The organism is Paenibacillus plantarum, from assembly GCF_013141695.1.
GTDB lineage: Bacteria > Bacillota > Bacilli > Paenibacillales > NBRC-103111 > Paenibacillus_E > Paenibacillus_E plantarum.
Map to the genome: position 1 here is coordinate 80,407 of NZ_WHNY01000074.1, position 13,445 is coordinate 93,851.

Annotated in this window: 14 protein-coding genes; 4 read left to right on the plus strand and 10 right to left on the minus strand. The window is 45.0% G+C overall.

The window, feature by feature from the left end; genetic code table 11:
• Positions 1-411: 411 nt before the first annotated feature.
• Positions 412-1,152, minus strand: a complete 741-nt coding sequence (locus GC096_RS27305; RefSeq protein WP_171634611.1) for an SDR family oxidoreductase — start codon at positions 1,150-1,152, stop codon at positions 412-414.
• Positions 1,153-1,323: 171 nt separating this feature from the next.
• On the opposite strand from GC096_RS27305, the gene GC096_RS27310 reads away from it, so the two are divergent.
• Positions 1,324-1,899, plus strand: a complete 576-nt coding sequence (locus tag GC096_RS27310; protein WP_171634613.1) for a TetR/AcrR family transcriptional regulator — start codon at positions 1,324-1,326, stop codon at positions 1,897-1,899.
• 132 nt (positions 1,900-2,031) lie between these two features.
• Here GC096_RS27310 and GC096_RS27315 read toward each other — a convergent pair whose 3' ends face one another.
• From GC096_RS27315 to GC096_RS27345, 7 genes are all read right to left on the minus strand, one after another.
• Entirely contained in the window at positions 2,032-3,108 is a 1,077-nt protein-coding gene (locus tag GC096_RS27315; protein ID WP_171634615.1) for a Gfo/Idh/MocA family protein, read from the minus strand.
• 12 nt (positions 3,109-3,120) lie between these two features.
• Positions 3,121-3,831: a metallophosphoesterase family protein gene (locus GC096_RS27320; protein ID WP_171634616.1), complete on the minus strand. Its 711-nt coding sequence runs from the start codon at positions 3,829-3,831 to the stop codon at positions 3,121-3,123.
• Between the two features lie 137 nt (positions 3,832-3,968).
• Positions 3,969-4,550 (minus strand): nitroreductase family protein, encoded by a 582-nt coding sequence (locus tag GC096_RS27325; protein ID WP_171634618.1) that lies wholly within the window; start codon positions 4,548-4,550, stop codon positions 3,969-3,971.
• Positions 4,531-5,379, minus strand: a complete 849-nt coding sequence (locus GC096_RS27330; protein WP_171634620.1) for an ABC transporter ATP-binding protein — start codon at positions 5,377-5,379, stop codon at positions 4,531-4,533. The genes GC096_RS27325 and GC096_RS27330 overlap by 20 nt, the downstream gene beginning before the upstream one ends.
• Before the next feature lie 11 nt (positions 5,380-5,390).
• Complete coding sequence (locus GC096_RS27335) at positions 5,391-6,434, minus strand: FecCD family ABC transporter permease (RefSeq protein WP_171634621.1); 1,044 nt, start codon at positions 6,432-6,434, stop codon at positions 5,391-5,393.
• Positions 6,431-7,441: a FecCD family ABC transporter permease gene (locus GC096_RS27340; protein WP_312886352.1), complete on the minus strand. Its 1,011-nt coding sequence runs from the start codon at positions 7,439-7,441 to the stop codon at positions 6,431-6,433. The genes GC096_RS27335 and GC096_RS27340 overlap by 4 nt, the downstream gene beginning before the upstream one ends.
• A gap of 59 nt (positions 7,442-7,500) precedes the next feature.
• Positions 7,501-8,490 carry an ABC transporter substrate-binding protein gene (locus tag GC096_RS27345; RefSeq protein WP_171634623.1) on the minus strand — a complete coding sequence of 330 codons (990 nt, stop codon included), beginning with the start codon at positions 8,488-8,490 and terminating at the stop codon, positions 7,501-7,503.
• Positions 8,491-8,789: 299 nt separating this feature from the next.
• Here GC096_RS27345 and GC096_RS27350 point away from each other — a divergent pair, with 299 nt between their 5' ends.
• From GC096_RS27350 to GC096_RS27360, 3 genes are all read left to right on the plus strand, one after another.
• Entirely contained in the window at positions 8,790-9,122 is a 333-nt protein-coding gene (locus tag GC096_RS27350; RefSeq protein ID WP_171634625.1) for a PadR family transcriptional regulator, read from the plus strand.
• A complete protein-coding gene (locus GC096_RS27355) occupies positions 9,119-10,447 on the plus strand; it encodes an FtsW/RodA/SpoVE family cell cycle protein (protein ID WP_171634626.1) in 1,329 nt (442 codons plus the stop codon). Before GC096_RS27350 ends, GC096_RS27355 begins: the two co-directional genes overlap by 4 nt.
• A gap of 109 nt (positions 10,448-10,556) precedes the next feature.
• The gene (locus GC096_RS27360; RefSeq protein ID WP_171634846.1) at positions 10,557-11,078 is read left to right on the plus strand and encodes a hypothetical protein; all 522 of its coding nucleotides are present in this window, start codon (positions 10,557-10,559) and stop codon (positions 11,076-11,078) included.
• Between the two features lie 338 nt (positions 11,079-11,416).
• Here GC096_RS27360 and GC096_RS27365 read toward each other — a convergent pair whose 3' ends face one another.
• Both GC096_RS27365 and GC096_RS27370 read right to left on the minus strand, forming a co-directional pair.
• Positions 11,417-11,620, minus strand: a complete 204-nt coding sequence (locus tag GC096_RS27365; RefSeq protein ID WP_171634628.1) for a hypothetical protein — start codon at positions 11,618-11,620, stop codon at positions 11,417-11,419.
• 60 nt (positions 11,621-11,680) lie between these two features.
• On the minus strand, positions 11,681-13,063 hold the full coding sequence (locus GC096_RS27370; RefSeq protein WP_171634629.1) for a serine hydrolase domain-containing protein: 1,383 nt from the start codon (positions 13,061-13,063) through the stop codon (positions 11,681-11,683).
• Positions 13,064-13,445 lie beyond the last annotated feature (382 nt).

Here is a 13,445-nt window from a genome sequence, read left to right on the forward strand (position 1 = left end):
TGGAAAAAATGTAGGTATTCCCTTCATTTCGAGCTCTTTTGGATGATATGCCGGAAAATAGCTACATAATATCCATCTAAATGATGATTTCGCCGAAAAAGTCGCGAAATAGCTGGATGAAATCCAGTTATTTCGTTGGGGCGGGCCAGCTGGGGTAGAGCGGCGGCGGGAGTCTGTGTATGGTGGTGATGGATGTGGGAGTTGTGTGGGATGAATGTGTGGGTTGGATGGATGTGATGTGTTAGTTGCGAATGATGTGCGGGATATGCGGGAAATAAAAAAAGTGACCCACAGCAAAGGGCTGAGGGTCTAAGTTTATATATTTAAAAGGGGGTCGAGTTTTATTATAGCCCTACTACATGAATACCAGATGAATATAATATTTCAATTATATTACAATTTTACTTATGTTTAAGCTAACGCAGTTGGTCTAACCATAATTTCGCTGATGAGTGTATCATCGGGCTCATTAATCGCAAACGCAATGGCTCTTGCTATACTGTTGGGAGAAATCCCTAAGCCACTTATTTGATTGGCGATCGCTTGCACTTCCGGGCTGGTAATGGTGTCAAAAAGTTCCGTCTTCGTCAGACCTGGCGCAATCACGGTCGATCTAATACCTGAAGTCGCTGACTCTTCCAGACGAAGTCCCTCCGAAATGGCTCTCACGGCAAACTTCGTGGCCGCGTATACAGCTGATGTCGGGGACACTTGATAACCGGAAGTAGAAGATAGGTTGATGATATGACCCGACCGCTGCTCCCGCATGGTAGGTAATACCGTGGCGATACCGTATAAAACGCCTTTGATATTCACATCAATCATGTGATCCCACTCGTCTACTCGTAATTCATTCATTCTGGAACTTGGCATGACCCCTGCATTGTTCACCAGTACATCAATTCGGCCATACGCACTTAAAGCAAACTTGGCCAAATTCTGCATATCTTCAGCAGAAGCGACGTCTGCTTTTACAGATACAGCTTCGCCGCCCCCCTCTTTAATTTCATTCACAATCGTATGCAAGCGTTCCTCTCTTCTTGCAGCCAATACCACCTTTGCGCCGCTTTGGGCCAACAATTTCGCTGTAGCTTCACCTATTCCGCTGGACGCTCCCGTAATAATAACTACTTTATTTTGAATGTTTTCCATGGTTATATGCTCCCCTACTTTCGATATTGAACGCGTGTTGAATATTTAACGGCCGTTGATTAATATTATAGACAGAAGCACGGATTACTCAATGGTTGATTGATGCGTAATTGTTTCATATACAACAACACTTGTAGAAATGTTGATTAACTGAAGGGGGCAACAAAAGAAATGGAGTCCGTTGGTAAGACCGACCGCCGTATTCTCCGAACCAAGCAGTCCATAACGAAGTCGTTTCTGGAGCTTTTTTCGGAAAAGGATTTTGAACAAATCACCATAAACGAAATCGCGGAGCGAGCCAATGTTAACCGCGGCACCGTTTATTTGCATTACAGTGATAAATACGATCTTTTGGACAGATGCATTGAAGACCACATCAACGAATTGATCTCATTGTGTCAAAAACGGGAGAACGATACGGTTAGTCAAGAAATGGTACAAGAGCCTCAACCGGTTTTTGAATACTTTCGTGACCATTTCCCGTTTTTCTCAGCCATGTTTTCCAATCAGAGGGCTTTTCTATTCCGGGAGCAATTGCTCAAATTTATCTCAGTCAATCTAATGGTTAAAATGGAAAGGCCAGACAGCACGCCGATTATTGACAATGAGATCAAAGCCCAATTCATGGCCTCTGCTTTTATTGGCATTGTGGAATGGTGGATACGTCATCACATGCCGCAATCCACACAATTTATGGCCGATCAGGTTCGCAATTTATTTGAAAATAACCAAGTTTACCCGAAGTAGCCTGGAATGGCTACAGAGTTCTGTCAAACTAAAATTAAAAAAGCCACGAATCTATTTACACGATTCGGGGCTATACGGCAAGCCAACTACCTGCTGGAACTCAGCTTTTCTGCTAACGCATTCGTTTGAGTCTCACTCCGCCCAGGGTTGCGTCGTCGTTGTCAGTTCCTCGCCCGATTCAATAGCGGATTGCATCATGATCGATACATAATGGTCCTGCATCGCCTCTGCCAAGTCATAACAAGATGGCCCACCCTGTACATAGTCCGCCATTCGAGTCAAACTAGTAGCAATCGCAATCTCATCATCGGATAAACGCCCGGGAACGACTGGGTTTTCGTACACCCAATCTTCACCCGCGATAATCCCTTGGTGATAATATCCTTCCAAGTTACCGTTATGACCGGTATCGACTCTACGGAAATTGCCAGTGATAGGTGTTTTAAAATCCCTCAAATACCGGAACGTTTCATCCAATAATTCGCCACGGTTTCCGCGAACAAGGACACGATTTTGGCGAATCCAAGAGAAATACTGATCACCTGTAAAATCAAACAGCGCCAGTTGGTTTCCAAAACGAAGCGTAGCGATATCCTGCACCGAGTTGCCAATCTCTTCACTTTCCGGAGGCCCATTACGCCCCGGACCTTTCACGATTTCAGAGGTAAATCTCTGTCCGCTAATAATGGCGTTCTCGAATTGAATGCCAAGCAACTTTCGGATCAGACTGATGCCATGATAACCGTGAGCGGCCGATACTTGCACCTGAGAAACGTCACCTAGTTTACCTGATCTCACGAAAGCAATACGTGCAGCATGCATCGGTTGATACACATATTGTTCGGCCACCTGTACGCGCCCCTTTAGCTTGGACACCGACTGGTACAAGTCAATCATACCCGAGATGTCATTAGCCGGAGGTGTTTCTGTCAATACGGGTATGTTCCTTTCTGCCAGCTCCAGTGTGCAGCCAGGCATGGCATCCCTCGAAACGCAAACAACCACGAATAGGAGCGGTCCGCTTGAAACGAAAGATTCCATGTCTCGGTAGGTTTTCACACCCCATTTCTCCTCGATTTCCCTGCCTCGTTCCTCATCACGGACTAGCATCGCACGGACGGCGAAACGGTGAGGCTGCATTTGCGCAATGCGCAAATAAAATTCAGCTCTCCACCCTCGCCCTACAAGTCCAAATTCGATTAAAGACATAACGGTCATCCCTCACTTTACGTTGTACACCACTTGACTTGGCAGTTCTAGACAATTCAATTGTCCACCATAAACGGCGCCACCATCGATGCCAATAATACGATTTACACCAAAATAAACATGATAATTATCCGAATCGCCGTGCAGTGTATCGGTGGATGAATGGCCGAAAACCACAATTTTTTCACCACTATACCCAGTATGAAATTCGCCACGAATCCACATCAGAGTAAATGGATCCGTTTCCGAAACAGGCACTCCTGGCTGCACACCTGCATGGACAAATATATAGTCATCCGTTTCGATATAGTGCTCCAGTTTCGTTATGAATGCCAAGTGCTCTGATAATATATCCGACTGCAGTTCTGGTTTAGTAAACGACTCCGCGTTCTCATCGAGGGCATAATCACCTTCCGTAAACCCATAGCTTTGTAAAGTCATATCGCCGCCATTGATTTGTGCCCAGCGTTTCCATGTCCGTTCATCCTGCGTCGTCAATGCTTTGATCATTAAATCCTCGTGGTTCCCTTTTAACACTCGCGCTCCGGCCTCTTTTAAAGCCATAACTCGTTCAATGACACCCTTGGCGTCTGGCCCTCGATCCACATAATCGCCTAGCAAAATCAGTTGATCTTGTTCGGAGTTGTATTGCGCGGCTGCTAGTAAAGCTTCGAACTTGGCAAGTTCGCCATGAATATCGCTAATGACAAGTATTCTTTTCATCTGTATCCCCTTGGTGTCTGGTTAAAGTCCCTTTATTATAAAAGGTCAAAAGCCGATCTGCAATTATCGAAAAACCCCCGAATCGCCTTAAGCGTTTCGAGGGTTTTTCTGGGGATGACTTTTACTATTTTCCTATCCTATTTAGAATCAATGATCGTCAACATGTCCTCCGCTGACTTACGAGGCTGAACCTTCGGAATGGAGGCTGGATATCCGACATGCAGAACGCCGACGATTTTCTCATCAGCCTCTAAGCCAACGACTTGCTGGAACTCGGCTTCATAGTTATAGTTGTTCGTTTTCCACACGACGCCGAGCCCTTGCTCCCAGGCTGCCAGTTGGAAGTTTTGGATGAGGGCGCAGACGGCGCCGTAATCTTCATCCCATTGCTTCTGACGTGTATCTTCTTTCAGAATCACAACGAGATGCGCGGGAATTTTCATGAAATCGTTCCATTTGGGTATCCCGTGTTTTTCTCTCATCTCATCATCATCATAGGATTGGAGCATCGCATCTGCTAATACCTGACGTCCATCTCCTTTGTACAAAACGAAACGCCAAGGTTGTCTGTTCCCATGATTAGGTGCCCAAACGGCTACATTCAATAACTCAAGCAGCAATTCGTCCGAAACGGGATCCTGTTTAAAATCGCGTATCGTTCTTCTTTCTTTAATTAAAGCGGTCACGGTTCCCAGTGGTTTAACTTCGGATAAGCTCATGCTTCACTTCCTCCTCTATTTTCTTAGGTATGAGCTTGTCGGATTTCCGGCCTTTTCCTTTCGGAATGCACATTGGCGTACCGAAGAACGGATCCCCGATAATTTCACATTCCATGCCAAATACATGCCGGACAAGCTCCGAATGAATGACATCCTCTGGCTTACCTTGGGCAAAGACGGATTTGTCTTTGATCGCCACGAGATGATGCGCATAGCGACAAGCGAGATTGAGATCATGGAGAACCATGACAATCGTGCGCTGTTCACGTTCATTCAGTTCAAACAACAGATCCAAAATATCAACCTGGTGAGCCATATCCAAATACGTTGTCGGTTCATCCAACAGGATGGTTTGAGTCCCTTGTGCGAGCGTCATCGCGATCCACGCCCGCTGACGCTGTCCACCGGACAAGGAATCCACCGCGGTTTCCGCCAATTCCGTTGTTTTGGTAACCGCCAAAGCCTCATTCACACAGCGCTCATCTTCATCTGACCACGATTTCAGCCAATTCTGGTACGGGTATCGGCCTTGCTTCACCAACTGAAATACCGTTAACCCTTCCGGGGCAATCGGGCCTTGCGGTAAGATCGATAAGCGCTTCGCGATTTCTTTGGTTGGAATTTCCGCGATATGCTTGCCATCCAGAATGATTTCGCCATTGGTTGGCTTCATTAAACGAGCCATCGCACGCAGGAGTGTGGATTTCCCACAGCCATTAGAACCAATCAATACCGTAATCTTACCTTTGGGAATAGACAGATTCAGCTGCTCAATAATATTTTCGTTGCCATAGGTCAAATTGAGATTTCTGGTCTCCAAGGTTGGCACGCTCTTCACTCCTATCTTGAATTTCGCTTGGTGTACAGCAAATAGATGAAAAATGGTGCCCCTACGGCTGCCGTAAATACACCGACTGGCACATCGTGCGGTAGAAAGAACGTTCTTCCCGCTAGATCAGCCAACATCACAATGGCGCCTCCGAGTAGTGCCGAGACGGGTAAAAGACTGTCAAAGCTCGAACCTACCCATTTCCGTGCCATATGCGGTGCGATTAAGCCAATGAATCCGATCGCGCCGGCTACGGAAACAGCTGATCCCGCCAGCGCCACGCTAATAAACAGCAATAATAAGCGGTTGGCCTCGACTGCGCTTCCTGCACTTGCTGCTACATCATCCCCGAGCTGCCCAATATTGACATGACGAGCTAATAGAAAAGCTATCGGAATCAAGATCACCGTCCATGGCAAGACCGTCATCACATTTTCCCAATTCGACGCATAAACCGATCCTGTCAGCCATAAGTAGGCTGTGCCGGGATCGTTCTTCGGACTAAACACAATCATCATCGTCGTCCCAGCCGACATGAGCGAAGACATCCCGATGCCGACCAGAATGAGGCGGATGGGTGTGACCCCTTTTTTCCAAGCAAGCATATACAAAATGACTGAAACAACCGCAGCACCCAGCATAGCCGACACTGGCAACCACCGAATGCTGATCATGCCATTGAAATACGTAAGGAATATGACCGCAGCTACTGATGCTCCACCGGTTACGCCCATCATATCTGGCGAAGCCAATGGATTCCGAATGATTCCCTGCATGATCGCCCCCGCCGCAGCCAATGCAGAACCAACTAACATGGAAATGACAATTCGCGGTAGGCGGAGCTTTTGGACGACCAACGCGTGATCATCGGCGCCAATGCCAATGACACTTTTGACCACATCGATCGGAGATATGTACATTTCTCCCATCCCCGTGCTTACAATCGCAATCACCACACAAACCACGAGTAACAAGAGGGATATCTTTAACGCTTTTTTTTCGACTAAATAAGAAATCTCACCGCGTCGCAATCGAACCGGAACATGACCCTTCATGATTTGATAAGCCCCCTTCGCGCAATATAAATAAAGAATGGGGCACCAATTACGGCTGTCATAACGCCTACAGGCATTTCCTCAGGAATCATTATAAATCTTGCAGCCAAATCCGCCAGGATGAGCAGAATGGCTCCTAGTACGGCACAATAAGGAATGACCCAACGATGATCGACACCGATGAAAAACCGAGAAATATGCGGTATAACAATCCCAATAAATCCGATTGGACCCGCAACCGACACCGAGCAGCCCGCCAGTACGACAATCAAAATGCCTGCGGCTGATTTGACCCAAAGCGTCTTTTGACCCAAACCTTTGGCCGTATCCTCACCCATGAGAAGTAAATTCATATCTCGCGCGATGAACCATGCAGCTACCCAGCATATCGCCATGAAAGGGATTACTGTGATCAACATATCCGGAGATCGTCCCGCAATAGTACCCGTCAGCCAGAACAACACGGTGCTAAGGACCTGCTGGTTTAGTACTAAGATGCCTTGTGTAAAAGATGAGAAGAGAGCGGTCATAGCTGCGCCTGCAAGAACAATTTTGAGTGGCGTCAATCCATCTCGGCCAAAGGAACCCAAGATATACACGGATAAAGCACCCACTGCCGCTCCGATAAAAGAGATCCACATCAATGCTTGCAACGATGAAATTTGTAAGGCAACCGCTCCAATCACAACGAACATCGTTGCTCCCGCATTAACCCCGAGTACACTCGGCGATGCCAGCGGATTGCGCGTTAACGTTTGCATCAAGACGCCCGCGATCGCTAAGCTTGCACCAATGGCAGCGGCAATACAAGCCCGAGGCACACGCGTTGTTCGAAGAATGATTTGGTCATTGATATTCTCGTCGTAATGAAAGATGGAAGCCCAAGCCGTATGCCAGTCAAACTGCGTCGCACCGAATAGAATGCTAGAAGTAAAGCTGCCTAGTAGAATAAGGACCAGCGCGAATAGTCCGGCAGTTTTCCATAAACTTGTATTCATAAGGTTCATGATGGTCTCCTTGGAATTCACAAAGGAATGAACATAACGTTCATTCCTGCGTGTTTCAACTATTTAATATCAAAATATTTGTAGAGATCCGCTAGCATCGCTTTCGCTGCCATTGAGCCCCCAGATAAGTTCCATGTAATCGTGTCTACTTTGTAATATTTACCGTTCTTCACGCCTTTTAGATTTTTCCAAAGTGGATGAGAAGTCCAATCGTTGAGCGCCTTCTCTACCGTAGGCTCATTTACGTTCAGACGTGTAATATCAAAAATGTAATCCCCATCTAACTGCGACATTTGCTCTTTCGAGGCAATATTAACGACAGCCTTGCCTTCAACAATTTGAGCCTTCGGACGCGGTAGCCCGAGTTCCTTGAAGATTGTCCCTGCAAACCCAGTTGAATAAAAACGAGCGCTGCCGTCTCTCTCAAATCGGATGATCGATACCTCGGATTTTGCCAGTTTGTCTCCAGCTTTTTGCTTAAACTCTGCAACGCTTTTATCCCAATCCGCTAGAATCTTAGCGCCTTCTTGTTCTTTATTAAGGGCATCCGCAGCCATCTTCAAATTCGCTTTCCAATCAAAGAGCTCCTCCATAATGATCGTAGGCGCAATACTTTCCAGTTGCGGATAAATTTTCTCGTGACGTGTTTTTTGACCAATAATCAAGTCTGGTTTCAGCGCTACGATAGCCTCGACATTAGGCTGATTTTCTTCACCCAAATCCTTAACGCCTTCCATTTTGGATCTCAAAAAGTTGTACCATGGCTTTTCTTCCCATGACTCAACTGAACCGACTGGCTTAACACCCAAGTCTGTAATAATATCTGTCATGCCATTGAACAGAACGACAATTCGCTCTGGTTTCTTCTTCAAAGTAACTGTACCCATCGCGTGCTTGATTGTTTTCTCTACTTCAGCTGCAGCAGTTGCTTTAGCCGCTTCTGGTGACGCCGTCGTACTACTGGCATTTCCGCCTGTTGTTGCCCCGCTGCCACAAGCCGTAACGGCTAGTGCTAGCAACAGCACGATCATCATTTTTAAAGATTTCATTCGATTTCTTCCTCCTTGTACAGCAGAGCACACACTGGTGATGAACAAGCCATCTATTTAGAATGCTAATGCTGACTCCCTATTTTATAATTGATAATAATTCTCAGTCTCAATTATAAAGGGCTGAAAAAACATTGTACATATCCGATTATATCCGATTCGTGTACTGAATTTGTCTTAGCTGGGATGTTCAGAACTAAGATATATGGTAAAAGTTGCTAAATATTGATTTCCGTTTTATACTCATACATAGATATACGATGCATAGATATTCAATACATATGGTAAGGAGCATCTACATGAAAATCAGTAAAGAGCTTATGAAAGGAAGCACTGTCATTCTGATTCTTACTCTTTTGGATCGCAAAGATATGTACGGCTACGAGATGACCAAAGAGATGGAGAAACATTCGGATGGCGTATTCACATTAAAAGAAGGCACACTCTATCCTATTCTTCACACGTTGGAATCCGAAGGCTTTGTTGAAGCCTATTGGGACGAGAAAGACGGACGTAAGCGAAAGTATTATCGCCTCACGAAGCAAGGTAAAGGTGAGCTCAATATCAAGAAGCAGGAATGGTCGCTTTTTCGCAATACGGTAGATCGTGTACTTGGGGAGGGAGGCGTATGAATAACTTTCGTCATCATGAGGAGATCACTTCGTTCTTGAAACAGGTTTGTCGCAAAATTAAAGCGAAAGAGGTCCATCCCGAAGTTCGTCTGGAGCTGGAGAGTCATTTACAGGAGTTAATTGAGGAGAAACTAAGTAGTGGAATTGATTTAGATACGGCCGTTAGAGAAGCTATTTCTCAAATGGGGACGCCTGATGTAATCGGGCAGCAGTTTCATCTTGCCCATCGGCCTCGTTTTAATTGGGGATTGCTTGCTATTATCGTAGTACTTATGGCAGTCGGGTTAGTAGCTATATTTTCTGCACAAACCGCCTCTTATCGTCAAAATCTCAGTTCACTTGCTATGAAACAGGTACTGTTTTTTAGCATAGGCTCATGCTTGATGTTGTTGATCGGCTTTAGCAACTATCGTAAATTAGCTAGATACTCTTGGCTCCTCTATATAGGTACAATTTCTTTACTTTTCTATGCATTACTAACTATGAATGAGGCAGGACTTAGGGGATTTGTAGGTTGGCGATCTATTCAATTGAATATCTCTTCGTTAGCTCCCTACTTGCTTCTCATCGCTATAGCTGGTATCTGGAGCACACCACAAAGAATTGTTGCGAACGAATCTGAAGTGCGGACATTCCTTCTGAAAAGTTGGATCAACGTAGGAACCGTTTGGCTGCCAAGCTTGCTCATTTTATATACACATTCTATAGCAAATTTCGTTCTATTCATTATTGGATGTCTGAGCTTGTTACTGGTTTTGAGAAAAAGAAGAACTATCCTCGCTGCGCATTGTAGCATTCTTGCCGTTGCCTTTTGTTATTTCTTGTATAGTCAATCCTATAAAATAAATCGACTTTTGGCTTTTATCCATCCAGATGAAGATCAACGAGGAATCAATTTTCAGCTTACGCAATCCAAAATGGCTATCCAATCCGCTGGTTGGTGGGGACACGGATTTGGTGCGCCATTTAGCATGTTGCCTACCCTTCAGACCGAAATGATGTTTCCTTTTCTCATCTACTGTTTCGGTTGGGGCGCTGGCATTGTATTGGTAATGATGGTAGTCCTATTCGTCCAGCAAGCCATTAGCGTTTCACGAAAGGTAAAAGATCCTTATGGAAAAGCTATCGTATCTACCCTATTGGCTTTGTTTACAACGCAATTTGCGTGGAGTATGCTGATGTCGATCGGTCTAGCACCCTATAGCTCATTTCAACTTCCATTCATCAGCTATAGCGGATTACTAGTTATTCTTCAATTTGTAGCCATCGGTCTCATGCTTAGTGTATATCGACGTAAAGACCTCGGGGCTTGGCAGCTTACATAGGCGTGCAGCTCGCAGTTCTTTTTTTCGACCACTCAGCAACTATCCCTTACCAATTTGTCCTACAGACATATACTTAAGAGAATAACCTATGGGGAGGTTCTGTGTGACTATGAAATCAGACCGTCTCACCATCATTATTGAAAAAGGAAAAAAACGTATCATTACGCAATCGCCGATTCATGGCATCGATAGACTGGTATTCGTTATCAACCATCAATTTACAAATGCCCCGAACACGACGCAGCTCGCAAGTGGTGCAGGCCGCAGCAGTGCCGCTGGCAGTAACGCCGCCATTAAATCACCGCACAGTCAACAGCAGCAAAGCGTTGGGGCCGGTGGCAAAGCCAAGAACCGGATAGGCGCCAAAGGCAAGTTATCCAGCAGCAAAGGCCTCGCCGAAATCCGTCGCAAAGGCAAAGAAATCATCGTTGTCATTAACGATCAAATCGTTAAACTCCCCAAACATGCTGCAAATGCATCAGCCACTCAAGTGGCAAGCGGAGCTGGCAAGTACAGCACGAGTGGGACTAACTCCGCCATCGAAAGTCCGGGTACGAAGCAGCAGGATGCCGTCGGTGGGAACGGGAAGGCTTCTAACACATTGGCTAGCAAGCGTAGGAAGAAGAAGTAGCTAAAAGGAGCTAAGCGACTAGCGCTTAGCTTCTTTGCTGTGTGCTGCTAGAGCGGGACAGTTTTATGGGCCCTTGGCGCGCTCTAGCAGCACAGATTAATTCGAATTTGCCGAACTAATCTCACTGTCCACGTCTTTAAATATGAATTAGTCCGAAAAAACCCAACTAAACCGCCCCAAACAACGCTCTAGCGAAGAAAACGGCTAATTAGTTCGGCAAATTCGGACTATTAGTCTCTTTTTACAAGTAATCCTCGTTTTAATTCGGAAATATCGGACTAAAGCAGCTTCTGTCTGGCGATGAGCTAAAGTGGTCAGCAGTCAAGTAGGGAGGTTAATCATCTATTCAGAAAATAGTCATAGTAAGCACCTTGGATTAGCAGCACAACATCCCCAAATACGCCCACACTAAAAAACAAGAAATAGTATGTCGCCTTTGATATTTCTTTGTTAAATAGCTCCTTAAAAGCTTGAATAACCAATCTTTCGAATTTGAACCAACTTAGTATCCAGCCTACAATAAGAAATGTCATAATTGTCATTGGTCGTGTAACCTCCTAGTAATTATTGTTCCAGCCATCCCTACTCCTTTCCACGCACGCTTAATTCTTACACCCAAATGTATCCCCACAAGTGCCAATCTCCGATCTTTGTCCCAGTAATAAAGCCTCTTCTAGATTCTTAAGTTGACTGTTCGGAGGTAGAGGGTTCTGTGATTGGATCGACTTGATAACTGCATTCTCCACCATGAGTAAGGGTAATAAAAAGTCAATATTTCTAATGGACAAGTGACTTTGAAAAACGACGACGATATCCTGCTCTGGAAGAACGCATATATATTGCCCAAACATCCCTTTAGCCGCATATCCGCCAAACGTATTCATCCACCATTGATACCCGTATCCATTTGATTCCTGGCCGACATTTGTATCTATTTGTTTAGATGTGGATGTTTTCACCCAGTCCAGTGGGACAATCTGTCGGTCATTCCAAACACCATTATTCAAAAATAAATAGCCGAACTTCGCCACATCCCTAGCTGTAAGCCGCAAATTCCCAGGTACACCGTCACGTAATGTATCCCATTTGTAGTTACGGATCCCCAATGGTTCAAAAAGCTTCTTAGCTGCATAAGTATCTGTACCCATGCCTGTTGACTTGTTAATGATTTCTGAAAGCAGGAGCGACTCTCCTGTGCTGTAATTAAATACGCTTCCCGGTTCATTCACTATCGGCTTATCTAACAAGAACTTTACCGGTTCTAGACTACGGAACATTTCGCCTGCTGGATCAAGATCTGTAGACGGATTATTCCACTCATCCCATTTGAAACCACCTGACATCTTGAGGAGATCCCCGACGGTAATCGATTCTTTCTTCTCATCTATGGGTTGAGTTCGATACTCAGGAAAGAAATCCATGACCTTCGCATCTAATCCAGCTATATACCCTTCATGAATCGCAATACCAACCAAGGCGGAAATGACGCTTTTCGTCGCTGAATAAAGGTCATAATAGCCATCTTTCCCCTTATTCGGCGCATACAATTCTGTAATTAAATAACCATTCTTGATGATAAGCACGTTATCAAAAGTACTATGTACACTCTGTTTGTAGCCCATGGTTTGTTTCATCGTTTGGTACAAATAATTAGAATCCATGCCTTGCTCTTCCGGCGTCGAGATCCGCCACTCATCCCCTGGCCAATACTTGGTTGGAGGAACAGTTGTTGGATGATCCCAAGCCACATACAAGCATAACCCTGCTAGCACATAAAACGTAACGGAAACCTTCACTAGCCTTCGTAATTTTATCGCATATGTGCAAAAAAAGATCGCCGCAGCGACTTTAGCTACACTTTGAACATTCGACGAAAACCCAGAACCACTAAAGACAATTGAAATAACCAAGGTGGTTAAGACAAGTATTTTAAACCATAGTGGCTCTTTCAAAAATTGCTTATACATGAACTTAAAGCGCTGCATGATCGCGAATCCCCTTCCTCTCATGGAATTCACCTTACTAGGCATCACCCATTTACCTAATTATGCCATTACCTCAAGCATGAAAGCTACAACTACTTCCAATATTTGCTACTCTGCTAGAACTACTTCTACTTCTACTTCTACTTCTACTTCTACTTCTACTTCTTCTTCTACTTCTACTTCTACTTCTACTTCTACTTCTATTTCTATTTCTACTTCTACTCTCACTTCCACCATACCCCCTGCAGCAACCGAGCCTCTGCCCAACTCTCTACGTCGGCCAAATCAAATTAAATGGATTTTATGTAGCTATTTTTGCTGTTTCTACTCATATAGCAGTAATAGATGGGTTTTATGTAGTTAATTTCCGCCAAAAGCCTGC

Excerpts from the sequence above, each read along its gene's own strand:
- GC096_RS27305 (WP_171634611.1), bottom strand. The coding sequence starts at position 1,152 with ATGGAAAACATTCAAAATAAAGTAGTTATTATTACGGGAGCGTCCAGC.
- GC096_RS27355 (WP_171634626.1), top strand. The coding sequence starts at position 9,119 with ATGAATAACTTTCGTCATCATGAGGAGATCACTTCGTTCTTGAAACAG.
- GC096_RS27365 (WP_171634628.1), bottom strand. The coding sequence starts at position 11,620 with ATGACAATTATGACATTTCTTATTGTAGGCTGGATACTAAGTTGGTTC.
- GC096_RS27325 (WP_171634618.1), bottom strand. The coding sequence starts at position 4,550 with ATGAGCTTATCCGAAGTTAAACCACTGGGAACCGTGACCGCTTTAATT.
- GC096_RS27370 (WP_171634629.1), bottom strand. The coding sequence starts at position 13,063 with ATGCAGCGCTTTAAGTTCATGTATAAGCAATTTTTGAAAGAGCCACTA.
- GC096_RS27315 (WP_171634615.1), bottom strand. The coding sequence starts at position 3,108 with ATGTCTTTAATCGAATTTGGACTTGTAGGGCGAGGGTGGAGAGCTGAA.
- GC096_RS27320 (WP_171634616.1), bottom strand. The coding sequence starts at position 3,831 with ATGAAAAGAATACTTGTCATTAGCGATATTCATGGCGAACTTGCCAAG.
- GC096_RS27350 (WP_171634625.1), top strand. The coding sequence starts at position 8,790 with ATGAAAATCAGTAAAGAGCTTATGAAAGGAAGCACTGTCATTCTGATT.
- GC096_RS27360 (WP_171634846.1), top strand. The coding sequence starts at position 10,557 with ATGAAATCAGACCGTCTCACCATCATTATTGAAAAAGGAAAAAAACGT.
- GC096_RS27345 (WP_171634623.1), bottom strand. The coding sequence starts at position 8,490 with ATGAAATCTTTAAAAATGATGATCGTGCTGTTGCTAGCACTAGCCGTT.
- GC096_RS27310 (WP_171634613.1), top strand. The coding sequence starts at position 1,324 with ATGGAGTCCGTTGGTAAGACCGACCGCCGTATTCTCCGAACCAAGCAG.
- GC096_RS27335 (WP_171634621.1), bottom strand. The coding sequence starts at position 6,434 with ATGAAGGGTCATGTTCCGGTTCGATTGCGACGCGGTGAGATTTCTTAT.
- GC096_RS27340 (WP_312886352.1), bottom strand. The coding sequence starts at position 7,441 with ATGAACCTTATGAATACAAGTTTATGGAAAACTGCCGGACTATTCGCG.